Annotated in this window: 25 protein-coding genes and 1 tRNA gene; 16 read left to right on the forward strand and 10 right to left on the reverse strand. The window is 67.0% G+C overall.

Annotation, left to right across the window (positions count from 1 at the left end):
• The first annotated feature begins 43 nt into the window (after positions 1-43).
• Positions 44-316 carry a hypothetical protein gene (locus tag IFE19_RS10595; protein ID WP_207822127.1) on the forward strand — a complete coding sequence of 91 codons (273 nt, stop codon included), beginning with the start codon at positions 44-46 and terminating at the stop codon, positions 314-316.
• Between the two features lie 81 nt (positions 317-397).
• Entirely contained in the window at positions 398-1,018 is a 621-nt protein-coding gene (locus IFE19_RS10600; protein ID WP_207822129.1) for a DJ-1/PfpI family protein, read from the forward strand.
• A 25-nt stretch (positions 1,019-1,043) separates the two neighbouring features.
• Here the strand turns inward: IFE19_RS10600 and IFE19_RS10605 are convergent, their stop codons facing one another.
• The 3 genes from IFE19_RS10605 to queC all read right to left on the reverse strand — a co-directional run bounded on the left by IFE19_RS10605 (position 1,044) and on the right by queC (position 2,855).
• Positions 1,044-1,442 (reverse strand): DUF6334 family protein, encoded by a 399-nt coding sequence (locus IFE19_RS10605; protein ID WP_207822131.1) that lies wholly within the window; start codon positions 1,440-1,442, stop codon positions 1,044-1,046.
• A 61-nt stretch (positions 1,443-1,503) separates the two neighbouring features.
• Positions 1,504-2,139 carry a 7-carboxy-7-deazaguanine synthase gene (gene queE, locus IFE19_RS10610; RefSeq protein ID WP_207827560.1) on the reverse strand — a complete coding sequence of 212 codons (636 nt, stop codon included), beginning with the start codon at positions 2,137-2,139 and terminating at the stop codon, positions 1,504-1,506.
• A complete protein-coding gene (queC, locus tag IFE19_RS10615) occupies positions 2,136-2,855 on the reverse strand; it encodes a 7-cyano-7-deazaguanine synthase QueC (RefSeq protein ID WP_207822133.1) in 720 nt (239 codons plus the stop codon). The genes queE and queC overlap by 4 nt, the downstream gene beginning before the upstream one ends.
• A 206-nt stretch (positions 2,856-3,061) precedes the next feature.
• Between queC and IFE19_RS10620 the strand changes: the two genes are divergently transcribed.
• The 6 genes from IFE19_RS10620 to IFE19_RS10645 all read left to right on the forward strand — a co-directional run bounded on the left by IFE19_RS10620 (position 3,062) and on the right by IFE19_RS10645 (position 7,350).
• On the forward strand, positions 3,062-4,678 hold the full coding sequence (locus IFE19_RS10620; RefSeq protein ID WP_207822135.1) for a response regulator: 1,617 nt from the start codon (positions 3,062-3,064) through the stop codon (positions 4,676-4,678).
• Between the two features lie 121 nt (positions 4,679-4,799).
• On the forward strand, positions 4,800-5,288 hold the full coding sequence (locus tag IFE19_RS10625; RefSeq protein ID WP_207822137.1) for a PaaI family thioesterase: 489 nt from the start codon (positions 4,800-4,802) through the stop codon (positions 5,286-5,288).
• On the forward strand, positions 5,285-5,692 hold the full coding sequence (locus tag IFE19_RS10630) for a PaaI family thioesterase (RefSeq protein ID WP_207822139.1): 408 nt from the start codon (positions 5,285-5,287) through the stop codon (positions 5,690-5,692). Before IFE19_RS10625 ends, IFE19_RS10630 begins: the two co-directional genes overlap by 4 nt.
• Before the next feature lie 112 nt (positions 5,693-5,804).
• Complete coding sequence (locus IFE19_RS10635) at positions 5,805-6,152, forward strand: hypothetical protein (RefSeq protein WP_207822141.1); 348 nt, start codon at positions 5,805-5,807, stop codon at positions 6,150-6,152.
• Between the two features lie 90 nt (positions 6,153-6,242).
• The gene (locus tag IFE19_RS10640) at positions 6,243-6,677 is read left to right on the forward strand and encodes a hypothetical protein (RefSeq protein ID WP_225910245.1); all 435 of its coding nucleotides are present in this window, start codon (positions 6,243-6,245) and stop codon (positions 6,675-6,677) included.
• Between the two features lie 37 nt (positions 6,678-6,714).
• Complete coding sequence (locus IFE19_RS10645) at positions 6,715-7,350, forward strand: S24 family peptidase (protein ID WP_207822142.1); 636 nt, start codon at positions 6,715-6,717, stop codon at positions 7,348-7,350.
• A gap of 157 nt (positions 7,351-7,507) precedes the next feature.
• Here IFE19_RS10645 and IFE19_RS10650 read toward each other — a convergent pair whose 3' ends face one another.
• Positions 7,508-7,987 carry an SH3 domain-containing protein gene (locus tag IFE19_RS10650; RefSeq protein ID WP_207822144.1) on the reverse strand — a complete coding sequence of 160 codons (480 nt, stop codon included), beginning with the start codon at positions 7,985-7,987 and terminating at the stop codon, positions 7,508-7,510.
• Between the two features lie 250 nt (positions 7,988-8,237).
• Complete coding sequence (locus tag IFE19_RS10655; RefSeq protein ID WP_207822146.1) at positions 8,238-9,908, reverse strand: lysine--tRNA ligase; 1,671 nt, start codon at positions 9,906-9,908, stop codon at positions 8,238-8,240.
• An 82-nt stretch (positions 9,909-9,990) separates the two neighbouring features.
• Between IFE19_RS10655 and IFE19_RS10660 the strand changes: the two genes are divergently transcribed.
• Positions 9,991-10,419, forward strand: coding sequence for a GNAT family N-acetyltransferase (locus tag IFE19_RS10660; RefSeq protein ID WP_207822148.1), 429 nt, complete (start codon positions 9,991-9,993; stop codon positions 10,417-10,419).
• Here the strand turns inward: IFE19_RS10660 and IFE19_RS10665 are convergent.
• Together IFE19_RS10665 and IFE19_RS10670 are read right to left on the reverse strand one after the other, a co-directional pair.
• Complete coding sequence (locus IFE19_RS10665; protein ID WP_207822149.1) at positions 10,416-10,874, reverse strand: MaoC family dehydratase; 459 nt, start codon at positions 10,872-10,874, stop codon at positions 10,416-10,418. The two genes, IFE19_RS10660 and IFE19_RS10665, sit on opposite strands and share 4 nt — an antisense overlap.
• Before the next feature lie 25 nt (positions 10,875-10,899).
• Positions 10,900-11,655 carry a hypothetical protein gene (locus IFE19_RS10670; protein ID WP_207822151.1) on the reverse strand — a complete coding sequence of 252 codons (756 nt, stop codon included), beginning with the start codon at positions 11,653-11,655 and terminating at the stop codon, positions 10,900-10,902.
• Positions 11,656-11,756: 101 nt separating this feature from the next.
• Between IFE19_RS10670 and queA the strand changes: the two genes are divergently transcribed.
• The 3 genes from queA to tgt all read left to right on the forward strand — a co-directional run bounded on the left by queA (position 11,757) and on the right by tgt (position 14,537).
• The gene (gene queA, locus IFE19_RS10675) at positions 11,757-12,863 is read left to right on the forward strand and encodes a tRNA preQ1(34) S-adenosylmethionine ribosyltransferase-isomerase QueA (protein ID WP_207822153.1); all 1,107 of its coding nucleotides are present in this window, start codon (positions 11,757-11,759) and stop codon (positions 12,861-12,863) included.
• Positions 12,860-13,327 carry a hypothetical protein gene (locus IFE19_RS10680; protein ID WP_207822155.1) on the forward strand — a complete coding sequence of 156 codons (468 nt, stop codon included), beginning with the start codon at positions 12,860-12,862 and terminating at the stop codon, positions 13,325-13,327. Before queA ends, IFE19_RS10680 begins: the two co-directional genes overlap by 4 nt.
• Before the next feature lie 94 nt (positions 13,328-13,421).
• Entirely contained in the window at positions 13,422-14,537 is a 1,116-nt protein-coding gene (gene tgt / locus IFE19_RS10685) for a tRNA guanosine(34) transglycosylase Tgt (protein WP_207827564.1), read from the forward strand.
• Here tgt and IFE19_RS10690 read toward each other — a convergent pair.
• From IFE19_RS10690 to IFE19_RS10700, 3 genes are all read right to left on the reverse strand, one after another.
• Positions 14,534-15,097 (reverse strand): hypothetical protein, encoded by a 564-nt coding sequence (locus tag IFE19_RS10690; protein ID WP_207822157.1) that lies wholly within the window; start codon positions 15,095-15,097, stop codon positions 14,534-14,536. The genes tgt and IFE19_RS10690 overlap by 4 nt on opposite strands.
• 50 nt (positions 15,098-15,147) lie before the next feature.
• A complete protein-coding gene (locus IFE19_RS10695) occupies positions 15,148-15,552 on the reverse strand; it encodes a hypothetical protein (protein WP_207822159.1) in 405 nt (134 codons plus the stop codon).
• Positions 15,553-15,670: 118 nt separating this feature from the next.
• Positions 15,671-15,747, reverse strand: a tRNA-Lys gene (locus IFE19_RS10700).
• 211 nt (positions 15,748-15,958) lie between these two features.
• On the opposite strand from IFE19_RS10700, the gene IFE19_RS10705 reads away from it, so the two are divergent.
• The 4 genes from IFE19_RS10705 to IFE19_RS10720 all read left to right on the forward strand — a co-directional run bounded on the left by IFE19_RS10705 (position 15,959) and on the right by IFE19_RS10720 (position 23,533).
• Positions 15,959-17,044 carry a CaiB/BaiF CoA transferase family protein gene (locus tag IFE19_RS10705; protein ID WP_207822161.1) on the forward strand — a complete coding sequence of 362 codons (1,086 nt, stop codon included), beginning with the start codon at positions 15,959-15,961 and terminating at the stop codon, positions 17,042-17,044.
• A 119-nt stretch (positions 17,045-17,163) separates the two neighbouring features.
• Positions 17,164-17,442 carry a hypothetical protein gene (locus tag IFE19_RS10710; RefSeq protein WP_207822163.1) on the forward strand — a complete coding sequence of 93 codons (279 nt, stop codon included), beginning with the start codon at positions 17,164-17,166 and terminating at the stop codon, positions 17,440-17,442.
• A 56-nt stretch (positions 17,443-17,498) separates the two neighbouring features.
• A complete protein-coding gene (locus IFE19_RS10715) occupies positions 17,499-19,307 on the forward strand; it encodes an autotransporter assembly complex protein TamA (RefSeq protein WP_207822165.1) in 1,809 nt (602 codons plus the stop codon).
• Positions 19,304-23,533 carry a translocation/assembly module TamB domain-containing protein gene (locus IFE19_RS10720; RefSeq protein ID WP_207822167.1) on the forward strand — a complete coding sequence of 1,410 codons (4,230 nt, stop codon included), beginning with the start codon at positions 19,304-19,306 and terminating at the stop codon, positions 23,531-23,533. The genes IFE19_RS10715 and IFE19_RS10720 overlap by 4 nt, the downstream gene beginning before the upstream one ends.
• Positions 23,534-23,550 lie beyond the last annotated feature (17 nt).

Genomic DNA, 23,550 nt, shown 5'->3' on the forward strand with positions numbered 1-23,550 from the left:
TGTTCACTTCCGTCACGCAGAATAGTCGCCTCGGGAGATTCACATGACCAAGTCCTTCACGCGGGCGACCACCCTTCTGGCCATCGTCGGCGGTTCGTTGATGCTGCAGGCCTGCGTCGTGGGCGCCGTCGCAGGCGCAGGCGCGGCGGTTGTCGGCGGCACGGTCAAAGCCACCGGCGCGGTCGTCGGCGCGGGCTTCGACGCCGTCACCACCTCGGACGAGGAAACCAAGGCCAAACGCGAGCGCGAGCAGCGCGAATACGAACGCGAACAGCGCCGCTGCGAACAACGCCAGCGCCAGGGCAAGGACTGCTAGGGCCGCTCACACGCCAACCGGCCCTGTCGGACCGCGCCACTATCGGCCTAGGGTGAGCCTCCCTCCCCTGATGAGCCCGCCATGCAGATCGCCATCCTGACCCTCGACGGCTTCAACGAGCTGGACAGCTTCATTGCGGCGGGCATCCTGAACCGGATGAAGAGCCAGGGCTGGGCGGCCCACATCACCTGCCCCACGCCCGAGGCCACCTCCATGGCGGGGGTGACGATCCAGCGCCAGAAGCCGCTGGACTTCCTGACCGAGGCCGACGCCGTCCTCATCGGCAGCGGGATCAGGACCCGCGACTACGCCGCCGATCCCGCCTTCCTGTCACAGCTGAAGCTGGACCCGTCGCGCCAGCTGGTCGGCGCCCAGTGCTCGGGCACCCTGCTGCTGGCCAAGCTAAATCTGATCGGCGACCTGCCCGCCTGCACCGACCTGACGACGAAGCCCTGGGTCATCGAGGCCGGCGTCAAAGTCGTCGACGCCCCCTTCATCGCCCACGGCAATGTCGCCACGGCCGGCGGCTGCCTCGCCTCCCAATACCTCGCCGCATGGATGATCGCCCGCCTGGCCACCGTCAAAGACGCTGAAGACGCCATCCATTACGTCGCCCCCGTTGGCGAGAAGGCCGAATACGTCGCGCGGGCTATGGCGGCGGTGAGGCCGCATCTTGGGGACGGGAAGACGCTGGCGGCCTAGGTCCGCTTTCGCGCCGTCGCGGACGTTACCTAGCGACGGTCATGTGGAAACAGATTATTGCAGAGCCTTCTGCAAGGAAGGTCAGTTTCGGCTCAAGTCCATCGGTGGTTTCACCGAACGCGACCATGAAGCCGTCGTTGTAGCCTCGATAGTTCGCGATTACCCAGCCCCAACCTAGAGGCTTTGCTACAAAGCGGCTTAAAGACGCGACTTCCAACCAGTCACCTGGCTCAGAGACTGCCGAAAGCTCAACGATGAGCTCATCAGTGTCATTCACCGAAAGAATGAGAGCGCGTTCGTCTAAGACGAAGGCGATCTGATCCCAAGCCAACGAGGCGTCGGATTGCCTTCGTTCGTTGCGGCCAATAACAGCCAACACGGTCTGGCCGTCAACAATATCCCAATCGAAGTTCAAAGTGGACATCGCCGAAGTCTAACCTGTCCAAAATCCGTTTCCTAGCCCTACCAGACACCCACACGCCCCCCTACCGAACCCCGATATACTTGTGCGTCTGGACGCTGAGCCGCCATTGCGGGTGGGTCAGGCAGTATTCGATGGCGGCGGCGGTGTTGGCGGCCTGGTCGGGGCCGTCCATGGGTTGCAGCCAGAAGCGTTCGAAATCGAGGCCCTCGAACCGCTCGGGCATGGCCAGGGGCTGGGGGAAGACCAGCTTCAGTTCCTGACCCGAGGTCTGGACCACAGGCGCGTCGGCCTTGGGGCTGATGCAGATCCAGTCGATTCCTTCGGGCGCGACCATGGTGCCGTTTGACTCGATGGCGACCTCGAACCCGCGCGCGTGCAGGGCCTCGATCAGCGGCGCGTCCAGTTGCATCAGCGGCTCGCCCCCGGTGCAGACCACCAACTTGGGATCACCCTCGCGACCCCGCCACATCCCGGCGACATGGTCGGCCATCAGATCGGCGGTCTTGAACTTGCCCCCGCCGTCGCCGTTGGTCCCGACGAAATCCGTGTCGCAGAAGGTGCAGACGGCGGTGGCGCGATCCCGCTCCAGCCCGCTCCACAGGTTGCAGCCGGCGAAGCGCAGGAAGACGGCGGGCCGCCCGGCCTGACCACCCTCGCCCTGCACCGTCAAAAAGACTTCCTTGGCCGAATAGGTCACGCGCGCGCCGCCCATTCGGCGTAGCCCGCCGCCCGCAGCTCGCAGGCCGGGCAGGTTCCGCAGCCATAGCCCCAGTCGTGGCGATGCGTCCGGTCGCCCAGATAGCAGGTGTGGCTGGCCTCCACGATCATCTCGACCAGCGCCCGCCCGCCGATCCGCTCGGCCAGAGCCCAGGTCTCGGCCTTGGTCAGGAACATCAGCGGCGTCTCGATCGGCGACGGCTTGGCCAGGCCCAGGGTCAGGGCGTGGCTCATCGCCTGGATCGTGTCGTTGCGGCAGTCGGGATAGCCGGAGAAGTCGGTCTCGCACATGCCGCCGACCAGGACCTCCAGCCCCCGCCGGTCGGCCAGGGCCGCCGCCGCCACCAGGAAGATCAGGTTGCGCCCCGGCACGAAGGTGTTGGGCAGGCCGCGCGCATCGGCCTCGATGGCCCGATCCGTGGTCATGGCCGTCTCGCCGATGGCCCCGAAGCCGGTCAGGTCGACCACATGATCCGGCCCCAGCCGGTCGGCCCATTGCGGCAGGACATTCACCATCTGCTCGCGCACCGTCTGGCGCGCCTGCATCTCGACGGCATGACGCTGGCCGTAGTCGAAGCCGATGGTCTCGACCCGGTCGTACCGCTCCAGCGCCCAGGCCAGGCAGGTGGCGCTGTCCTGCCCACCTGAAAACAGGACAAGGGCAGAGGTTTCAGAGACTTGCGGCGTAACGCTCATGACGAACCTGCGGTCGGCCGACGGCCGCGCGCATCCAGAAAAGGTCGAAAGAAGAAGGGTCTGTCCCCCCTATACGCCAGACGGGCGACGGCGGCAAAGGAGGCCGCACGCCATCGGTGTCATCTACGTATTTTCCCGGGGGGCCTTTAACGCTTTCGCAAAGCGTTAGCGCCAAATGTAAAACTCCATATTGGAGTGCCGGCCGTATGCCGACGATCGAAGTGCTGACCGAGCGCGTAGAGCCGGTGACCGCCACTACCATGGCGGCCGAGGTCTTTGCGCGTTTCGAGCGCGAGCCGGACACCCTGGTCATCCCCGTCGTCGATGGCGAACGACCCATCGGCCTGATTGAACGCGGCGACTTCCTGATGAAGCTGGCCGGCCCGCTGGGACATAGCCTCTACGGCGCACGCGAAGTCACGCACGTGATGGACCCCGAACCGGCCGTGGTCGAAGCCGGCGTCCGCATAGACGCCTTTTCCAACATCATTCTGAAAAGCGGCCCCGGCGCCCTGATGCGCGGCTTCATCGTCACCCGCAACGGCGCCTATCGCGGCGTCGGCACCGCGGTGGCCCTGCTCCGCGCTGTGAACGACAGCCAGCAACAGCAAAATCACGACCTGGCCGAACAGGTGCGCGCCCTCAGCGACGCCAAGACCCAGGCCATCGCCGCCGCCCGCGCCAACAGCCGGTTCATGGGCTTGATGAACACCGAGCTGCGCACGCCTCTGAACGGCGTCATGGCGGTGGCTGAACTGCTACTGCGCCAGCCGCTGAACGACGCGGCCCTGGCTCATGTCCAGACCATCATCGACTCCTCCGATTCCGCTCTGGACACCTTGCAGGATGCTCTGGACCTGGCCCGGGCCGAGGCTGGCGAGTTGGAGCTGGCGGCCGCCCCTACCCCTCTGCGCGGCGTGATGGACCAGGTTCAGACCCTGTGGGCCCCGAGAGCCGCTCAGGACGGCGTCACCCTGATGGTCGGCTACGAGGGCGACACCGAGCTGGCTGGCGTCCTGGACGGCCCTCGCCTGACCCAGGTGTTCAACAACCTGATCGGTCACGCCCTGAAGTTTGCTCGCAACGGCATGGTCGAGGCCAGCCTCAAGGCCCATGTCATTGGCGACCGCATTCGCCTTGAAGCCCGTGTTCGCGACGACGGCCCCGGCATCGACGCCAGCCGCCTGGATCAGATCTTCGATCATGCCGCCAACCTTGACGGCGGCGGTCTGGGCCTGTCGATCTGCCGCCACGTCATCGAGAAGATGGACGGACGTATCTGGGCCGAAAACAACGTCGGTCGCGGTGCCACTTTCGCCTTCGACCTGTCGGCGCCGCGCGCGGTCATCGAACAGGCAGAGCCGTCCAACGTCTCCAGCCTGGACGAACTGGACCTGCAGGCCAGACCGCACGTCCTGATCGCTGACGACAACGCTACCAATCGCGTCGTGGCCCAGGCCCTGTGCGAAATGTTCGGCTGCACCTCGGAAACCGTCGAGGACGGACAAGAAGCCGTTGAAGCCGTCAAGGCTCGACCGTTCGACCTCATCCTGATGGACATCAAGATGCCGCGCATGGACGGGGTCCAGGCGACCCTGGCCATTCGCGGCCTTTCCGACAACAGCCGCCACATCCCCATCGTGGCCCTGACCGCCAACGCCGACCCCGACGACGCCAAGCACTATCTGGCTGTCGGCATGGCCGCCGTGGTTGAAAAGCCGATCAAGCCCGAACGGCTACGCATGGCCATGAACGCGGCTCTGACCGCCTCGACCGAGATGGGCGCCGAAAGCGCGCCGACGGCCGAACGCCCCGCCGCCTGACCCATGTCTCGCGTCCCGATCGGGACGCCGCCCCTATGGACAGCCTCCTCGCTGCGCGCCACCAAAGGCGTCTGCGGCGAACGCAACGTCCCGCAGACGCCCTCAAGCCAAGGACGTCTCAATGACAGATCTGTTCCTCACCAATCTTCTGCCGCAACTCGCTTCGGGATCGGCGCACACCCACACATTGGGCTTCCAGTACGAAGGGCTGGAGGGCGACCGCGTCCGCCTCAGGGTCCCCTATCGCGAGGACCTGGTCGGCGATCCTGAAACCGGCGTCCTGGCGGGCGGCCTGGTCACCACCCTGCTGGACCATGTCGGAGGTTTGGCCGTCTGGGTGGGGTTAAAGGCCTATCAACCGATCGCCACCCTGGACCTTCGCGTCGACTATATGCGCGCCGCCATCCCCGGTCGGGATCTGATCGCTGAAGCGCGCTGCTATCGATTGACCCGCAGCATCGGCTTCGTGCGCGCCTGGGCCTTCGAGGATGATCCCGCAGATCCTGTCGCGGCTGCCCAATCCTCCTATGTCATCAGCGCCGAGGGCGACCATCGCGCCGGCGCCAACCTCCGCGCCCGATCCGGCGCCGTTCGGGGAGAATCCGCATGACCTTCGCCCTTCTGGACGGCCTGCCCTATGCCCGCTTTCTCGGCCTTCGCACCCAGCTGAACGGCGACGACCTGTCCGTCGTCATGCCCTTTGCAGATCACCTGATCGGCAATCCCATGCTGCCTGCCCTGCATGGCGGATCAACCGCCGCCCTGCTGGAGATGACAGCCGTCGCCCAGGTTTCGCTCAGCTACCCTCGCCTTCGTTTGCCGCGCCCGATCAACGTCACCGTGGCCTACCTGCGCTCGGGACGACCGACCGACGTCTTCGCCCAGGCGCACATCAACAAGGCGGGCCGCCGCGTGGCCCATGTGACAGCCGAAGCCTGGCAGGAGCGACGCGACCAGCCCATCGCCTCCCTGACGGCTCACTTCCTTCTGGATGGCGACGATGATTCAACCTGAAGTTACTCAACTACCGCAAAGGTAGAATGTAACCCTTGGTAAACAAAACCCTACCATTTACCCTTAATGCGCGTTAAGAAATGCTCGTGTTTCTTTATTGAGGGGTAAAGTCATGGATCGCACCGAAGTGATCGCCGGCGTCGCTGGCGAACTGTACGCCACTGAAAAGGCCGTGGATGACGCCATCACCCACGCCACTGCCCTGGTCCAGGCCATGATCGGCGCCCGCGCCGCTCTGTCGATCTCGCCGGTTTCGGGAGCAGGCTCACAGGCCAAGGCCGTCGAAGCCATCATGGCTCTCAGCACGGCTCGCGACGCTGTCGTCGCCTGTCACGCCGAACTGCAAAAGGACCACCGTCGCCTCGGCTACGGCACCTACGCCGCCGGCCCGCTCAACAAGCCTGACCAATGGGATGACCGCCCGATGATCCGCAAGGGCGACCACCTGCGCGTCGCGTGAAATAACGGTAATCTAGAGGATCGGCTCTCCGGTTCTCACTGACTTTGCGATATGCTGGCCCTCATTGTCGTATGACAGTGGGGGCCTTCGTTGTTTGAAACCATTGCTGGCTACGTCGGCGCCGCCTTCATGGTCCTAGTCGGCATGTTCGCCCTTCTGAAAGGCGGACCACCCGAGCGCATTGGCGCGGGCGCCTATCTGTTCGCATGGTTCGCCTCGGTGATGGTCCAGACATCCGGAGGCTATTTCGGCGTCCAGTGGGGCGTTTTCGCCATCGACGTCGTTCTTCTGGTCATTTTCGGCGCCATGGTCTGGAAGGCGCCGCGATCCTGGCCCGTCTGGGCCTGCGCCATGCAGCTTCTCGCCGTCACCAGCCACGTCATGCTGATGATGAAGCTTCCGACCCCGATCTCGGCCTTCTACACCGTCGTCAATATGACGGGCTACGGCATCATGCTGTCCATCGCCATCGGCACCTTCTGGGCCTGGCAGGAGCGCCGCGCCATCGGTCAGGACGCGGAGTAGGTGGATATTCCTATCGTTTGACGATAGCTTCAGGGTCATGCCCCTGTCCCACGCCAAGCTCTGGAAGGCCCTCGACGCCCTGGCGCGTCGTGAAGGCGCGTCGCCGTCGGGCCTGGCCCGCCGCGCCGGTCTGGACGCCACCAGCTTCAACCCCTCCAAGCGCTTCGGCCCGGGCGAGCCGCCCCGTCCGCGCTGGCCCTCGACCGAGAGCCTGACACGGGTTCTGGAGGCGACGGGGATTTCGCTCGGTGCCTTCGCGGCCCTCGCCGACGACTCCCCGGCCGAAGACCGATCCATCCCACTGCTGGGGCTGGCCAAGGCCGGCGCCGACGGCTTCTTCGACGACGCCGGTCTGCCGCTGGCCGAGGGCTGGGACCAGACCGACCTGCCGACGCGCAAGGACAGCCTGATCAGCCTGACCATCGACGGGGATTCCATGGCGCCCCTCTATCGCCCCGGCGACCGGGTGATCGTGGATCTGGAGGCGTCGGACGTCCGGCGCGGCGACCGGGTGGCGGTGCGCACCACCGGCGGTGAAACCCTGGCCAAGGAGATCGCCGCCATGAACGCCGCCGAGGTGCGACTGGTCTCGATCAATCCTGCCTATCCGCCCCGCGCCCTGCCCCGCCGTGACATCCTGTGGATGGCCCGCATTCTCTGGGTCAGCCAGTAGCCGCGCTCATGTAGGCCGAACGGCCGGTAGCGCAGAAAGAATGTGCTCAAGCAGGCCGAAGGCCGGTAGCGCACAAGAAGCAGGCCAGACGGCCGCTCGCCCAAAAAGAAAGGCCGCCCCACCGGGACGGCCTCTCCTCACTCAAACTGTCGGTCGCCTAGTTCGGCGCAACATAGTGGGCGTTCACCCAGCCGCCGCCGGCGATCTGGACCCACTCGCCCTGCGAGCCGACGGCGGTGAAGGGCTGGCCGGCCGACAGGCTGCCGGTCTGGCGATAGTTGGCGCCGGGACCCGTGCGGATGCGCAGGTTCGAGGTGGCGCGGTACGAGTTGGAGGCCGCCTGATTGGCCGAACGCGCGCGCTGCTGGTTGCAGCCGATGTAGGAGCCAGCGGCGGCGCCGGCGCCCGCGCCGACCACGGCGCCGAGGGCGCGCTCATTCTTGGACACCTGGCTGCCAGCCAGGCCGCCCAGCACGGCGCCGATGGCGGCGCCCGCCTGCTGGCGACCGCCCGGGGCGTCGCAGTTGGTGATGCCGTTAGCTTGCGGCATGGCGCTGGCGGTCATCGGCACGGCGGCCGAACCCAGAGCAGCGAACATAGCGGTGGCGGCCAGACCCGCCTTGAAGAACTTCGACATGTCTCTCTCCTGTCATCGAGTGTCGTGAGGAGGAGAATGCGCCAGCGAAGCTGAAGGCTCCCCCGGCTTCGCCGTTATTTTCGGTTCATGTTTCTCAGGGGGCCTACCGCGCTTTGCGCTACTTGAGGCCCGAGGCGTTGGCGTACCGCCCTTCGGGCTACTTGAGGCCATGACGCGGGCCTTTCGCGATCAACACCGCAGCGTCCAAAGAATAAGCCGCCGAGGTTTCCCGCGGCGGCTCCATTCTCAATCAGGCGGCCAGTTCGCCGTTCGCGCCCGCTTCGATCAGGGCGATGGTCTGGGGCAGACCGTAGATGGCCGCGAACGAACCGAAGCGCGGCCCTTGCGAGGCGCCCAACAGGACCTCGTAGAGCGCCTGGAACCAGGCCCGCAGCGGCTCGAACTCATGCGCCTTGCCCACCGCATAGACCTCGCCCTGAATGATCTCGCCGTCGGTCGTGTCGGCCGGCAGGGCCTTCAGACGTTCCGCCAGATCCAGCAACGCCGCCTTCTCCTTGTCGTCCGGCAGACGATAGGTCTTCGAGGGCTTCGCGAAGTCCTCGTAGTAGTTCAGCGCATAGCCCATCAGCCGATCCAGAACCGGCTGGTTGTCGGGCGTGGCGTCCGGCAGGTATTTGGCGAAATAGGCCCACAGCTGGTCCTTGCTGGAGGCGTTGGCCACGCCCACCAGATTCAGCAGCAGAGCGAAGGACACCGGCGAGGCGCTCTCGGGCGGAGTCCCTGAGTGAATGTGCCAGACAGCGTTGTCGATCTGTTTGGCCGGTTCCTGCGTCTTGTACTGCTCGATGAAGGACAGATAGTCGTCCGTCGCGCGCGGAATGACGTTGAAGTGCAGGCTCTTGGCCGACTTCGGCGACTGGAACATATACCAGCTCAGGCTCTCGGGCGTGCCGTAGCGCAGCCATTCGTCCATCGTCAGGCCATTGCCCTTGGATTTGGAGATCTTCTTGCCCTCGACGTCGAGGAAGAGCTCGTAGTTGAAGCCTTCCGGCGGCGTGCCGCCCAGGGCCCGACAGATCTTGCCGCTCTCGCGCACGCTCTCAATCAGGTCCTTGCCCGACATCTCATAGTCGACGTCCAGCGCGGTCCAGCGCATGGCCCAGTCGGGCTTCCACTGCAGCTTCACATGGCCGCCGGTGACGGGGACCTCGGTGCGGCCGCCGGCCGGATCGTCGAAGACGATGGTGCCGCGCTCGACGTTGCGCTCCAGCGTCGGCACCTGCAACACGTGGCCGGTGATCGGGCTGATCGGCAGGAAGGGCGAATAGGTGGCGCGGCGCTCCTCGCCCAGGGTCGGCAGCATGATGCCCATGACCTTGTCGAAGCGCTCCAGCAGGGTCAGCAGGGTCGCATCGAACCGGCCCGACCGATAGGTCTCGGTCGAGGACATGAACTCGTACTCGAAGCCGAAGCTGTCGAGGAAGGCGCGCAGACGGGCGTTGTTGTGCGCGCCAAAGCTGTCATGCGTGCCGAACGGGTCGCGCACCCTGGTCAGCGGCAGGTGCAGGTCCTCGCGCAGCATCTCCGGGTTGGGCACGCCCTCAGGCACCTTGCGCAGGCCGTCCATGTCGTCCGAAAAGGCGATCAGGCGCGTGCGCCAGTGGTCGCCGGTCAGGGCGCGGAAGGCATTGCGCACCATGGTCGTGCGCGCCACCTCGCCGAAGGTGCCCATGTGCGGCAGGCCCGACGGGCCGTAACCCGTCTCCAGGATCACCGGCCGGTTCAGCGCCTCGAAGGTCGCCAGAGCCTCATCCGCCTTGCCCGCGTCGATCAGCAGTTTCGCCGCATCGCGCTCCGCGTCCGACAGCCGTTTCTTGAGCACGTGGGCCAGCAGATTGCGCGCTTGCTCAAACGGCCACGAACGGGCCTCACGGGACAGGGTTTCAAGGTTCTGAAGCATGAAGGGGCTTTGAAGGCTCCGCAGCATCACGTCAACTTTTGTTCCCCTGTCAGCCCGCCGGATCATCGGCTAGCTAAGCGGCATGAGCCCTGATTACCGCATCGTCGCCCGCACGCCCGCTATCGAGGACTATCGCCGGCTGAGAGCCATTTCGGGCCTGACCCCGCGCAGTGCCGAAGCCGCTACGGTCGGCCTGCCCAACACCGTCTTCGCGGTTGTGATCGAGGATCAGGCCGGTCAAGCGGTCGGCATGGGTCGGGTGATCGGCGACGGCGGGCTTTTCTTCCAGATCGTCGACATCGCCGTCGATCCCGCCCATCAGGGTCAGGGTCTCGGCAAGGCGATCATGGCGGCCCTGGTCGAGCACCTGCGCGCCACCGTCCCGGCCGAGGCCTATATCAGCCTGATCGCGGATGGCGAGGCCCACCGCCTCTATGCCCAGTACGGCTTCCAGCCCACGGCGCCCGCCTCCATCGGCATGGCCCTGTTCCTGCGCCCGGACGGCGCCTAAAGCCGCGCTTCGGCGTTCCGCGGCAACTGCATCTGGTTCTCGAAGCTCATGGCCAGATCGCCCTCCTGATTGGTGACCCAGGTCTTGGTGCGCACCACGCCCCGGTCGGGCTGGCTCTTCGATGGACGGATGTCCATGATCTCGCGCCGAACGGTCAGGGTGTCGCCCGGCCGCACCGGCCGCACCCACCACAGGGCGTCGACGTTCATGCCCAGCAGCGGCGTCTGGCCGAAATAGGCCTCGTCCACGAACTGACGCATGACCCGCGAGCAGACGTGCCAGCCACTGGCGATCAGGCCGCCGAAGCGCCCCGCCTCGGCCGCCGCCTTGTCCACGTGCATGGGCTGAGGGTCGAACTGCCGGGCAAAGGCGACGATCTCGGCCTCCGTCATGGTGAAGGGCTCGCCCGTCCAGCTCTCGCCGACGCTCAGGTCGTCCAGATAGCGATCGGTCATGGGGTGCTCCTTGCACGACAGGGCGTCAGGCGAGCGGAACCGCCTGGCCGGACAGGGCCTCGTACAGGAAGGTCGCGACCGACCGCCAGAGCGGCGCGTCGTAAAACACCGCCTCCAGCGTCTGCTCGACGAAGATCGGCACGCCCACCCACAGCCAGACCGGATGCACCCGCCCCTCGACCAGACGATCGCGGATCATGGCCGCGAACATCAGGGAATCGGCCGCCACGACGCCCAGCCAGAACTGCGGGTCCGGCACGCCCGGCAACCAGTGCCGCAACCGGAACCAGGCCGGCCACAGCACGACGATGGTCGCCAGCAGCATCAGCCGCTTGTGAACCGCCCCGCGCCCTCGAAACGCGGCCCAGGCCCCCGCCAGCACCAGACCGAGAAAGATCGCCATCGAGGTCAGTACGCCCGGCAGGCTGGAAACCGCCCCGGCTCCAAATCCCGACGCAAGGTCGCGCGCGACCGCCAGAAGCGCCACCGGAACCGCCGTGATCGCCGTCGCCGTCGCCAGCCCCAGCCCCAGAAGGCCGGTTCGCATGTGAACGCCGTAACGCTCCGCCCGGATCAGGCCAGGCTGCAACACGAACAGCAGCACCCAGCCGAAGGCCAGGGCGCCGTGCAGGTGAACCACCCCCGCCGCCTGGAAGTCGCCCTGCGCCATCGGCGCCAGATAGGTCCGCGAGAAGCCCAGCAGGACCACCGCCAGCCCGGTCAGGGCCATGCCGACATAGAAGCCGCCGTTCAGGACGGCGCCGGTCCTCACGCGCGCCATGCGCTCTCCCCTGCGTCCACGCCGAACAAGGATAGCAGAAATTCCGCCATCGGCCGCCGACCCTTGACCCACCGGCGCGGGCATGGCCTTTGCCCCACCTCATGCTGACCTCAGATTTCGACTTCGACCTGCCCGATGACTGCATCGCGCTGCGCCCCGCCGAACCGCGCGATTCCGCACGCCTGCTGGTGGTCAGGGACGGCGCGCTGGACGACCGCATCATCCGCGACCTGCCGGACTTCCTGCAGCCCGGCGACGCCCTGGTGTTCAACGACACGCGGGTGATCCCGGCCCGCCTGTCGGGCGTGCGCCAGCGTCCCAATCCCGTGGTCGGTGGGCCTGAAGGCGACACCCTGACCGTCGAGGTCGAGGCCACCCTGCACCACCGCGACGCCCCGGACGTCTGGTCCGCCTTCATGAAGCCGGGCAAGCGGCTGAAGGTAGGCGATCGGGTGCGCTTCGGACGACAGTCTGACGGCGCCTGCGAACTGGGCCGTCTCGACGCTGTCATCGAGGCCAAGAACGAAGACGGCCTGATCACCCTGCGCTTTGACCTGGCCGGCCCGGCGCTGGACGACGCCATTCGCGACGTCGGGGTCATGCCCCTGCCCCCCTATATCGCAGCCAAGCGGCCCGAGGACGACCGCGACCTGAAGGATTATCAGACGGTCTTTGCCGCCTATGACGGCTCGGTCGCCGCGCCCACCGCGGGTCTGCACTTCACCCCCGAACTGCTGGAGGCCATCCGTGCGCGCGGCGTCAGCACCCACGCCGTGACCCTGCACGTCGGCGCCGGCACCTTCCTGCCGGTCAAGGCCGACGACACCGCCGACCACAAGATGCACTCCGAGTGGGGCGAGGTCTCGCCCGAAACCGCCGCCGCCCTGAACGCCGTGCGCGCGGCGGGCGGGCGCATCGTCTGCGTCGGCACCACCTCGCTGCGCCTGCTGGAAAGCGCCACGACCGAGGACGGCGTGGTCCGGCCCTTCCACGGCGACACGGCCATCTTCATCACGCCGGGCTATCGCTTCCGCGCCTGCGACGTGCTGATGACCAACTTCCACCTGCCGAAGTCGACCCTGTTCATGCTGGTCAGCGCCTTTGCGGGCCTGGAGACCATGCGCGCCGCCTACGCCCACGCCATCGACAGCGGCTATCGCTTCTATTCTTATGGCGACGGGAGCCTGCTGTTCAGGAAGGACGCATGACCGAAGACCTGCCCGACGATTTCGCCGCCTCTCTGGACATCCTCGCCTCGGCGGCGAGCGAGATGCAGGACCCGTGGTGGATCTTCGGCGGGGCGGCCATGGTGCTGTGGGGCCTACAGGACTGGCGCGCGCCCGACATCGACATCCTGTGCAGCCCGCGCGACGCCCGCCGCCTGATCGAAGCCCTGCATGGCCAGGTCACGCCCGATCCCGGCGAAGGCCTGTTCCGTTCGCAGGTCTTCGGCCAGATCCTGACCACGCCCGTGCCGCTGGACGTCATGGCCAATATGGACGTACGCGCCGGGGGCGACTGGACACCCGTCATCTTCTCGACCCGCGTGCCGATCGTGCTCGAAGACTTCACCGTCTTCACCCCCTCGATCGAGGAGCAGATCGAGACCTGCCGCCTGTTCGGCCGCCCCAAGGACCTGCAACGCGCCGAAATGCTGGAAAGCCTGCGCTAGGTCCTTCGAGCCCTTATGTTTGAGAGCCATGAGTGCGCCATGCGCGCGTGGCTAAAGTCTGAATTCCGGCGCCCGCCGGGATGAGCGGAGTTACCTGTTGCCCTTCCCGTTTGAAATTTCCGCCAACGAAGGCCGCGCCCGCACCGGCGTGCTGAAGACCCCGCGCGGCGACATCCGCACCCCCGCCTTCATGCCCGTCGGCACCGCCGCCACGGTCAAGGCGATGACGGTGGATCAGGTCAAGCAGACCGGCGCCGACATCCTGCTGGGCAACACCTATCACCTAATGCTGCGCCCCGGCCCCGAGCGGATGGAGCGCCTCGGCGGCCTTCATAACTTCATGCGCTGGGACAAGCCGATCCTGACGGACTCCGGCGGCTTCCAGGTCATGAGCCTGTCGGGCATTTCCAAGCTGACCGAGGAGGCCGTGACCTTCTCCAGCCATATCGACGGTTCGAAGCACGTCCTGACGCCGGAACGCTCGATCCAGATTCAGGCCGACCGCCTCGGCTCGGACATCGTCATGCAGCTGGATGAATGCGTGGCTTGGCCCGCCGAAGAAAAGCGCGCCCGTCAGGGCATGGAGCTGTCAGCGCGCTGGGCGCAGCGGTCCAAGAACGCCTTCGGCACGCGCGATACGCAGGCCCTGTTCGGCATCCAGCAGGGCTCGACCTATGAGAACCTGCGCCGCGAATCCTCGGAACGCCTGCAGGAGATCGGCTTCGACGGCTACGCCATCGGCGGCCTGGCCGTCGGCGAGGGCCATGAGGCCATGTGCGAGGTTCTGGACTTCGCGCCCGAGTTCCTGCCGAAAGATCGCCCTCGCTATCTGATGGGTGTCGGCAAGCCGATCGACCTGGTCGAGGCGGTGTATCGCGGCGTCGACATGTTCGACTGCGTCCTGCCCACCCGCGCCGGGCGCCACGGCCAGGCCTGGACCTGGGACGGGCCGATCAACATCAAGAACGCCCGCTTCGCCGAGGATCAGGACCCGCTGGACATGGGCGTGCCCTGCCCCGCGTCCAACGACTATTCAAAGGCGTACCTGCACCATCTGATCCGCGCCGACGAGATCCTCGGCAAGATCCTGCTGAGCTGGCACAACATCGCCTTCTTCCAGGCGCTGACCGCAGCCATGCGCGAGGCCATCAGCGAAGGTCGCTTCGAACAGTTCCGGCGCGACTTCCGCGCCCGGCACCTGAAGGCCTAGCCGCCCGTCCAACCACGGGTCTGGCGGGGCACGAACCCCGCCGGGGCCGCCGGCGGCGCGCAGTTGCGCTGCATCCCCACGCCCTTGAGGAAGGACCGGCGGCGCAGGCCTGCCTGAATGGCCGACTGCACATGCTTGCTGTGGGCGTCCGCGCCGCTCAGACGACGGACCCAGCTACGCGCCGGGATGAAGTCGGTCACGGCCCCGCGCACGGCGTCCAGCGTGGCGCCTGCCGCCGCATCGGCCGCCCGCTCGCTCATGTAGGACCCGTCCTGCGACGGCGGCGCATCGGTGTCCGGACCCAGGGCCTCGTCCAGCCGCGCGATCTCGGCGGCGATGGTGCGGCAGTGGGTCAGATTGCGCAGGTCATAGGGATTGCTCTCGGCCTGCAGCAGGACGGTCGGGATTTCCTGACGGCGCAGGTTCAGATCATCCAGCGGCGCCGTGACCGCATCGCCCAGGCCCGCCCCGACCTGCTGGGCGCCGCCGCGCGCAGAGGCCCCTGCGTTACAACCGGCCAAAGTCAGCGAGACGGAAATGGCGACCAGAAGCTTGTGCATTGCGCCTTAGACCATGGCGACGCCAAATGGTGAAGGCCTGTCGCTGTGCCTCACCTGCCGTTCGCCGCTGTGGTCCGCCGCTCCAGACTCGCCCTGATCTCTGCGATTCGTCTCTGATCTTCATTGGCCTGACGCACGGCTTCGGCCAGACGCGCTTTCGTATCGGATATGTCCTTCTGTGCGGAAATAACCTGCGTCTGCAGGGCCATGAAGTCCTTCATCGCCATATAGCCAACGGTGGTGGCAGCAAGCAGCAAGACCCCTATAGTCAAGGTGGCCAGTTGGAGGCTCCTGCGTTTCACGTCTGCCACCGCCTGCGCCACAGCGGTCTTGGCCTGCTCGTCTGCAGCGCGGCTCGCCTCATCGACAAGGGCGTCAGCCTTTCGCCGCACTTCCTCGATCAGCGCATTCAGACGCGCGTCAAAGCCTTGAATCTCGGTTTCGCTGTTCGCCATACGTCCCTCCCGTCGCAGCCGACGACAGGAAAACGCAATCCTTCATGAAATTCAACGTTCGCCAAACAGCGAATACCCGTCGCGCGCTCGCGAAGGCGCAATCGAACTATAAGGGAGATGGTACGCCCCCTCGGGCTCGAACCGAGGACCCTCTGATTAAAAGTCAGATGCTCTAACCAACTGAGCTAGGGGCGCACACTCTTTGAAATCAGTCTCTTGGACTGTTTCACCGCCGACAGGCGCAGCGCCTGTTTGCGGAGGCGGTTTCTGGTTCATTCGCGGATGGAGGTCAAGGGCCGCCGCGCGGGAAGATGCGCATTTTATGAGGAAAACGTCTCGACGCCGCATCATGGAGCGCCATGAGAAACTCGTGCGGCTTTTCGCGCTTCCGGTTTAGCTTGGCGTCATGGGACCGCTTGCTGGACTGCGCATCATCGAATTGGACGGCCTTGGGCCGGTCACCTTCGCCGGCATGGTGCTGGCCGACATGGGAGCCGAGGTGCTGCGCCTGACGCGCGGCGGAAGCGCTCCCGCCGCCGTGTTCGACGAGGTCGGGGGCGAAGTCCTGCACCGCGGACGCACGGCTGTTCCGGTCGATCTGAAATCAACCGGAGACCGCGACAGGGTCCTGACCCTGATCGAGAGCGCCGACGCCCTGATCGAAGGTTTCCGTCCCGGCGTCATGGAGCGCCTTGGCCTTGGCCCCGAGGTCTGCGCCGCGCGCAACCCGCGCCTGGTCTATGGCCGTGTCACCGGTTGGGGGCAGACCGGACCGATGGCGGATCAGGTTGGCCATGACATCAATTACATCGCCCTGTCCGGCGCCCTTTATCCGATGGGCTCGGGCGATCAGCCGCCCCCTCCTCCGCTGAATCTGATCGGCGACTATGGCGGCGGGGCCATGATGCTGGTGAGCGGCGTCCTGGCGGCCCTGCTGGAGGCGAAGACCACCGGACGCGGGCGCATCGTGGACGCCGCCATGACCGACGGCTCGGCCCTGCTGACCAGCCTGTTCCACGCCCTGCGCGCGCGCGGTCTGTGGGGCGACCAGCGTGGAACCAATCTGCTGGACGGCGGCGCACCCTTCTATCGCTGCTACGCCTGTCGGGACGGCGGTTTCGTCGCCGTGGGGGCGCTGGAGCCCCGCTTCTACGCCGCCCTGATCAACGGCCTGGGCCTGACGCCGGAGGAAGCGCCCCAGTTCGACCGCGACGGCTGGCCCGCGCTGCAGGCCCGTTTCGCCGCCCTGTTCGCCGCGCGCGACCGCGACGACTGGGCCGCCCATTTCGCCGGAACCGAAGCCTGCGTCACCCCGGTCCTGACCCTGACCGAAGCCGCGAACCACCCGCACAATCGCGCGCGAGCGACCTTCGTCGAGGCCGGGGTCGTCCAACCCGCCCCAGCCCCACGATTCGCCGAAAAGCCGTCGCCGGTCAGCGCGCAACGCCTCAGTCTGCCGCTGGAGCAGGCCTTGAAAAACTGGCTGGCCTGATTTCCGGCTCCTGTGGCCCCGCGGGTTCAGTTGCGGTTCATTCTCGTTCGGTCAACAAGGGGGAAGGAACCCTGCGCCGCAGACGGCGTTTGCCACCCCACAGGGGGAAGATGACTCAGATGAACCAGTTGATTGTAAAACGTTTACTGCTCGCGACCAGCTTGAGCGCCGCGGCCTTCCTGGCCTCATGCGACAAACCGCATCAGGAGAGCGACTACGAAGCGGTCGAAATCCAGAGCGAAGAGCCGGTTGCACCCGCCGCCGAAGATTCGGCCGCCCCGGCCGTGGCCGAAGCGCCCATCCCCACCGATGCGCCGCCGCCGGTGGACGCCCTTCCGCCGGAAAACCGCACCTCGGAACAGACGGTGCAGCCTGAAAGCGATACGCTGTTCTACTGATTCCGTCGGTACAGCGGCCATGCGCCGCTCAAGACCCTCTGACCCGAGGTTCCCGTTTGACGTCGAGGCCCAAACTTCTTCTCGCCGGCCACCTGATCGGCGGTCTGGCGCTATGGGCCGCTTGCGGGCACGCCGCACTCGCCGACGTGCCCAAAGCCCAGATCCGCGGCGAGATCGACGCCGAACTGCGCCGTCAACTGGAGCAGGCGGTGGGTCGTGCCGACGCCGCCCCCGCCAACCGCTTCGAAGCGAGGCGCCGCGCCCGCAGCGCGATGGAGGCCGCACAGGCCCTGTTGCGATCCGAGGGCTATTATCAGCCGACGCTGCAGGACGATGTCGAAGGTGAAGACACGCCGGTCGCCGTCGTCGCCGTTACGCCCGGCCGCCGCTTCGTCCTGGGCGAGACCACGGTCACCTGGGTCGCGCCTGCTCCCGACGCCGTCACTGAACAGGTCGTGACCAAGGATCTCGCCCTGACGCCGGGCGAACCGGGCCGCGCCGCCGATGTCCTGGCCGCCGAGGGCCGCATCGTGGCCAGCCTGAGCCGCGAGGGCTATGCCGACGCCAAGGCTGAGCCCCGGCGCGTGGTGGTCGATCACGCCAGCTTCACCGTCCAGCCCAATTTCAACATCGCCTCGGGCGCCCTGGTCCGTCTGGACGGGATTCAGGTCCGCACGCGCGGCTCGACCAATCCTGACTGGGTGGCCGGCCTTGCGCCCTGGAAGGCGGGTGATCGCTATGATCCCGAGGACGTGGCCGAACTGGAGCGACGCCTGCTGGACACCGGCGTCTATGACGGCGTCAATGTCTCCCTGGCCGCGCCTGATCAGATGACGCCTGAAGGCCTGCGCCCGGTTGTCGTCGGCCTGTCCGATCGCGCGCGCAGTCTGCTGGAAGCGGGCGCCACCTATTCGACCGCCGAGGGCGTCGGCGTCGATATCTTCCAGACCCGTTTCAACCGCTTCGGTCGGGCGGCAACCGTGAAATACGGCGGTCGCTACGCCAGCATCGACAGCCGCCTTGGCGGTGAGGTCAGCCTGCCCCACTGGCGCAAGCCGGGACGGACGCTGCGACTGTCCTCCTACCTCGTCAACGAACAGACCGACGCCTATGATCGCAGCGCCGTCAGCCTGAACGCCGACCTGTCGCAGCGGATCGGCAAGACCTCCTTCTTCACCTACGGTCTGGGCGTCGATGCCGGTCAGTATACGGAAAACCGCTTCGACCCGATCACCCAGGCGCCGATCACCTTCGACCGCGATCTGGCCATCGTCACAGGGCGCGCCGCCGCCTTCATGGACCGGTCCAACGACCCGCTCGATCCGACCCGCGGCTATCGCCTCTACGTCTCGGCCCAGCCGACCGCCGTCGCCGGCGAGGACACGGTCCTGTTCCTGAAGACCGAGGGCCAGGCGACCGCCTACCTGCCGCTACAGGACGGCGCCAAGACCATTCTGGCGGGCCGCGCACGCCTCGGCTCCATCATCGGCGGCGCGGAGCTGACGGTGCCGTCGGATCGCCTGTTCTATTCCGGCGGCGGCGGCTCGGTGCGGGGCTATTCCTATCAGAGCATCAACCCGCGCCTGCCCGACAACACCCCGCGCGGCGGTCTGTCGCTGTTCGAGACCTCGCTGGAAGTCCGCCACGACATCGGCGCCAAGTTCCAGGCCGTCGCCTTCCTCGACGCCGGCGCGGTGGGTTTCCAGGAAACGCCCAACTTCAATAACATGCGTTACGGCGCGGGTGTCGGCGTGCGCTACAAGCTGCCCTTCGGCCCGGTCCGCGCCGACATCGCCATTCCGCTGGACAAGCGCGAGGGCGACTCCAACTTCCAGCTCTACATCAGCATCGGCCAGGCGTTTTGACCGACACTCCTCCGCCTCACGAACCCGAAGCGGAAGCCGCCGCCGACACGCCAGCCAAGGCGGAAAGGCGCAAGCGCACCCGCCTGCAACTGATCGCCTTCATCAGCGGGATCGTGGTCGCCGTCCTGCTGGCCCTGACCATCGTCCTGGCGGTTGGCGGGCGGATGTATCTGGTCTCGGATTCCGGGCGTGAGCTGATCACCAGCTTCGTCGCCGGCAAGAAGATCAGTCGCTATGGCCGCATCAACGTCGAGGGCTTGAAGGGCGATCTCTTCGACGACTTCACCCTGGGCCGCGTCACGGTGACGGACCAGGACGGCGTCTGGCTGGAGGCGACCAATGTCCGCGTGGACTGGTCCTACTGGCCCCTGCTTCTGCGCCGCTTCCACGCCACCGAGATCAGCGCCGACCAGATCCGCGTCATACGCCGCCCCCTGCTTGAACCCCGCACCGAGCCGGGCGGTCCGCAAGCCATCACGGTCGACATCGACAAGTTCCGCGCCAACGTCGAACTGATGGAGGACTTCTCCAAGGAGTACGGTCGCTGGACCCTGAGCGGCGACGCCGAGATCCCGCGCAAGGGCGACAAGGTCGTCAACGTCGACGCCTTCAGCCTGAACCGCAAGGGCGACCACCTGCTGCTGAAAGCCATCATTGGCCAGAAGCCCGAGGACCTGCGCGTCAACCTGCGCGCCAGTGAAGCCCAGGGCGGCCCCATCGCCGGCGCCCTGGGCTACTCCCCGGACAAGCCCTTCTCGGCTATCGCCGTGGTCAACGGCGCGATCGTCGACATCGAGGTCAAGACGGGCGACTTCATCCCCCTGTCGGTCAAGGGCCGCTACGGCAAGGACGGCGCGCGCATCGGCGGCAATGCCGACTTCTCGGGCTCGGACCTGCTGGCCCCCTTCGTCGAGCGCATCGGCCGCACCGCCCGCTTCGGTTTCGCCGCCGTGCCGGACAAGACCCGCGAAGGCTTTCAGGGCGTCGCCTGGACCCTGAGCGCCGACAACATCCAGTCCAATGCGCGCGGCCTGATCCACCTCAAGGACCGCACCGCGCCTGACGGCGTCAACCTGACGATCACCACGCCGTCGCTCACCCGCCTGGTCGGTTTCACCCTGGCCGAGGCCACCACCTACACCGGCGTCTTCAGGGGCGACGCCAGGACCTGGACCCTGCAGGGTTCGGCCAGCCTTCGGAACGCCGACCTGGCCAGCTACCGCGCCGCCCGCATCTCGGGGCCGCTCGACATCGCCGTGAACAAGGGTCAGTTCGACATCACCACCGACGCCCGCGCGGTCGGCGGCTCGACCGCCGGCATCATCGGCGCCCTGCTGGGCGCCACGCCGCGTGTACAGCTTCAGGGCTCGCGCACCCCCGACGGCGCCTATGTGCTGAAGAAGATCGACGGGCGCGGTCAGGCCCTGACGCTCACCGGCTCAGGCGGGCGCAGCATCACCGGCGGCCTCAGCTTCCGCGGCGACGCCGACATCACCGACATCTCGCGCATCCGCCCCGGCGCCAAGGGCGCGTTCAAGGGCCCGATCCAGGCCGGCAAGGCGCGCGGCGACACGCCATGGACGCTCAGCTTCGACGGGCGCGGCTCCGGAATGACCATCGGCATGGACGAACTGGACCGCCTGCTGGGCCAGACCCCACGCCTGAAAGCCGCCGGATCGTGGAACCACGGCGTCCTGTCCATCGACAGCAGCGAACTGACCGGCGCCGCCGGCCGCATGGGCGCCAAGGGCCTGATCGAGGGCGGCAAGCTGCGCCTCGCCCTGGACTGGGACGCGCGCGGCCCGTTCGGCGTCGGCCCCGTGGCCATCGACGGCGCCATGAGCGGTGACGGCGCCCTGACCGGCACCCTGGCCCAGCCCCGCGCCGACCTGCGCGCCGCCTTCGACAAGGTGTCGGCGGGCGGCCTGATCCTGACCAACGCCGACCTGATCCTCAGCTTCCGCAAGGGAACTGACGCTTCCGACGGCCGCGTTGTCGTCAATGCAGGCTCCAACTATGGTCCGGCGCGCGCCTCGGGGAACTTCTTCCTTGGCGGCAAGCAGATCCGCCTGACCGACGTAGACGTCAACGCCGGCGGCGTGACGGCCCAGGGCGCGCTCGCCCTGTCCAACAACTACCCGTCCAGCGCCGACCTGACCTTCACCGCGCGTCAGGGCGCCTTCCTGGCTTCCGGCGAAGCCAATGGGCGCGTGCGCCTGACCGACGGCGGCGGCAATCAGAGCGCCGTCCTCGACGTCACCGGCCGCAACGTTCGCCTGGCCGGGTCAACCTGGGTCGTGCGCAACCTGTCGCTCAAGGGTCAGGGCACGCTGGATCGCCTGCCTTTCACCCTGTCCGCCGATGTCGGCGGCCCCAACCCGGTTCAATTCAACGGCACGGGCGAGTATTCGCGCCAGGGTCCGGCTCAGTCCGTTACCCTGCGCGGCGGCGGCCGCGTGCGCGAGGTCGCCTTCACCACCCGTACGCCCGCCATCATCGCCCTGAACGGCGACGGTCGCGTGGTCCGCGTCGATCTCGGCGTCGGCGGCGGCGTCCTGGCTGGCGAACTGCGTCAGGACAAGCAGGGCAGCGCCATCCAGGCCGAACTGACCAATGTCGAAATGGGCTCCCTGGCGCCCGACCTGAGAGGCCAGATCACCGGCCGCGTCTCGTTGCAGGGCTCGGGCGATACGCTCAACGGCTCGGCCAATGTCGATCTGAAGCAGTTGCGCAGCATCGACGCGCCACGCGGCCTGGCCGTGGACGGCACGCTGAGCGCCGATCTGACCGACAACGTCCTGCGCATCCGGGCCCAGGCCAACGACGGCTCGGCGGTTCAGGCCTCGGCCGACGTCAGCCTCCCGGTCGAGGCTTCGGCCGCGCCCCTGCGTCTGGCGATCGCCCGTACGCGTGACATGTCCGGCCAGATCGCCATCAATGGCCAGATCCAGCCCATCTGGGACCTGTTCCTGGGCGGCGCCCAGTCCTTGTCCGGCCAGGTCGCGGCGCGCGCCTCCCTCGCCGGCACGCTGAACGCACCCCGGCTGAACGGCCGGATGGATCTGACCCAGGGCGCCTTCCGCGACAGCGTCACCGGTCTGCGTCTTGAAAGCGTGACCCTGGCCAGCCGCTTCGACGACAGTCAGGCCGTCATCGAACGATTCGAGGCCGCCGACGGCGCCAAGGGCACAGTGACCGGCAACGGCAATCTGGGCCTGCGTCAGGGCTCAGGCTCCACCCTGCGGCTGGAACTGACCCGTTTTCGCGTCATCGACAATGACATCGCAGAAGCCCGCGCCAACGGGGTGATCACGGCGGTGCGCGGCGCCGACGGCAATATCCAGCTGAGCGGCGATCTGGACATCGACGATGCGAACATCTCGCCCAACCTGCCCGGCTCCAACGGCGTGGTGAAGATGGATGTGGTCGAGATCAACCGCCCCGGCGGCGATCCGGTCGAGACCGAGACCAGGGCCCGAGGCCCGCAGATCGGTCTGAACCTCAATCTGACCGGACGCGAAATCCATGTGCGCGGGCGCGGCCTGAACGTCGAGCTGACGGCCAACGCCCGCGTGCGCGGCACCATCGCCCAGCCTCTGCTGACCGGCACCGCCAACGTCGTGCGCGGCGACTATGAGTTCGCGGGCAAGCGCTTCGTCTTCGACGACAGCGGATCTGTCTCCCTGTCCACCGATCCGGCCCGCATACGCCTGAACCTTCAGGCGGTGCGCGAGGACCCCACCTTGACCGCAGCCATCAAGGTGACCGGCACGGCGGCCCAACCCAAGATCGAACTGACCTCGACCCCCTCCCTGCCTCAGGACGAAATCCTGTCACAGGTCCTGTTCGGACGCTCGGCCTCGCAACTGTCGGGCTTCGAAGCGGCCCAACTGGCTTCGGCCGTGGCCTCTCTGGCCGGCGGCGGCGGCTTCGACGTGATCGGCAACCTGCGCCAGCTGGCGGGCCTGGATCGTCTGTCCTTCGGCGGCGAGGCCTCCAGCCTGACCGTCGCCGGCGGGCGCTACATCACCGACGACGTCTATCTGGAGATCATCGGCGGCGGCGAAGGCGGAGCGGCGGTCAACGTCGAATGGCAGGTGCGCCGCAACCTGGCCGTCAGTTCCAAGTTCGGCGGCGAAGGCGACGCCAGCCTGTCGATCCGCTGGCGCCGCGAAGGCGACCGTCCCGGCGGCGACCGCGCCGGTCAGCGCAGCAGAAGCCGCTAAAAAACCCTCTCCCATTG

The organism is Brevundimonas pondensis, assembly GCF_017487345.1.
In the GTDB taxonomy this organism is placed as follows: domain Bacteria; phylum Pseudomonadota; class Alphaproteobacteria; order Caulobacterales; family Caulobacteraceae; genus Brevundimonas; species Brevundimonas pondensis.

Excerpts from the sequence above, each read along its gene's own strand:
- IFE19_RS10595 (WP_207822127.1), top strand. The coding sequence starts at position 44 with ATGACCAAGTCCTTCACGCGGGCGACCACCCTTCTGGCCATCGTCGGC.
- IFE19_RS10600 (WP_207822129.1), top strand. The coding sequence starts at position 398 with ATGCAGATCGCCATCCTGACCCTCGACGGCTTCAACGAGCTGGACAGC.
- IFE19_RS10605 (WP_207822131.1), bottom strand. The coding sequence starts at position 1,442 with ATGTCCACTTTGAACTTCGATTGGGATATTGTTGACGGCCAGACCGTG.
- queC (WP_207822133.1), bottom strand. The coding sequence starts at position 2,855 with ATGAGCGTTACGCCGCAAGTCTCTGAAACCTCTGCCCTTGTCCTGTTT.
- IFE19_RS10620 (WP_207822135.1), top strand. The coding sequence starts at position 3,062 with ATGCCGACGATCGAAGTGCTGACCGAGCGCGTAGAGCCGGTGACCGCC.
- IFE19_RS10625 (WP_207822137.1), top strand. The coding sequence starts at position 4,800 with ATGACAGATCTGTTCCTCACCAATCTTCTGCCGCAACTCGCTTCGGGA.
- IFE19_RS10630 (WP_207822139.1), top strand. The coding sequence starts at position 5,285 with ATGACCTTCGCCCTTCTGGACGGCCTGCCCTATGCCCGCTTTCTCGGC.
- IFE19_RS10635 (WP_207822141.1), top strand. The coding sequence starts at position 5,805 with ATGGATCGCACCGAAGTGATCGCCGGCGTCGCTGGCGAACTGTACGCC.
- IFE19_RS10645 (WP_207822142.1), top strand. The coding sequence starts at position 6,715 with ATGCCCCTGTCCCACGCCAAGCTCTGGAAGGCCCTCGACGCCCTGGCG.
- IFE19_RS10650 (WP_207822144.1), bottom strand. The coding sequence starts at position 7,987 with ATGTCGAAGTTCTTCAAGGCGGGTCTGGCCGCCACCGCTATGTTCGCT.
- IFE19_RS10655 (WP_207822146.1), bottom strand. The coding sequence starts at position 9,908 with ATGCTTCAGAACCTTGAAACCCTGTCCCGTGAGGCCCGTTCGTGGCCG.
- IFE19_RS10660 (WP_207822148.1), top strand. The coding sequence starts at position 9,991 with ATGAGCCCTGATTACCGCATCGTCGCCCGCACGCCCGCTATCGAGGAC.
- IFE19_RS10665 (WP_207822149.1), bottom strand. The coding sequence starts at position 10,874 with ATGACCGATCGCTATCTGGACGACCTGAGCGTCGGCGAGAGCTGGACG.
- IFE19_RS10670 (WP_207822151.1), bottom strand. The coding sequence starts at position 11,655 with ATGGCGCGCGTGAGGACCGGCGCCGTCCTGAACGGCGGCTTCTATGTC.
- queA (WP_207822153.1), top strand. The coding sequence starts at position 11,757 with ATGCTGACCTCAGATTTCGACTTCGACCTGCCCGATGACTGCATCGCG.
- IFE19_RS10680 (WP_207822155.1), top strand. The coding sequence starts at position 12,860 with ATGACCGAAGACCTGCCCGACGATTTCGCCGCCTCTCTGGACATCCTC.
- IFE19_RS10690 (WP_207822157.1), bottom strand. The coding sequence starts at position 15,097 with ATGCACAAGCTTCTGGTCGCCATTTCCGTCTCGCTGACTTTGGCCGGT.
- IFE19_RS10695 (WP_207822159.1), bottom strand. The coding sequence starts at position 15,552 with ATGGCGAACAGCGAAACCGAGATTCAAGGCTTTGACGCGCGTCTGAAT.
- IFE19_RS10705 (WP_207822161.1), top strand. The coding sequence starts at position 15,959 with ATGGGACCGCTTGCTGGACTGCGCATCATCGAATTGGACGGCCTTGGG.
- IFE19_RS10710 (WP_207822163.1), top strand. The coding sequence starts at position 17,164 with ATGAACCAGTTGATTGTAAAACGTTTACTGCTCGCGACCAGCTTGAGC.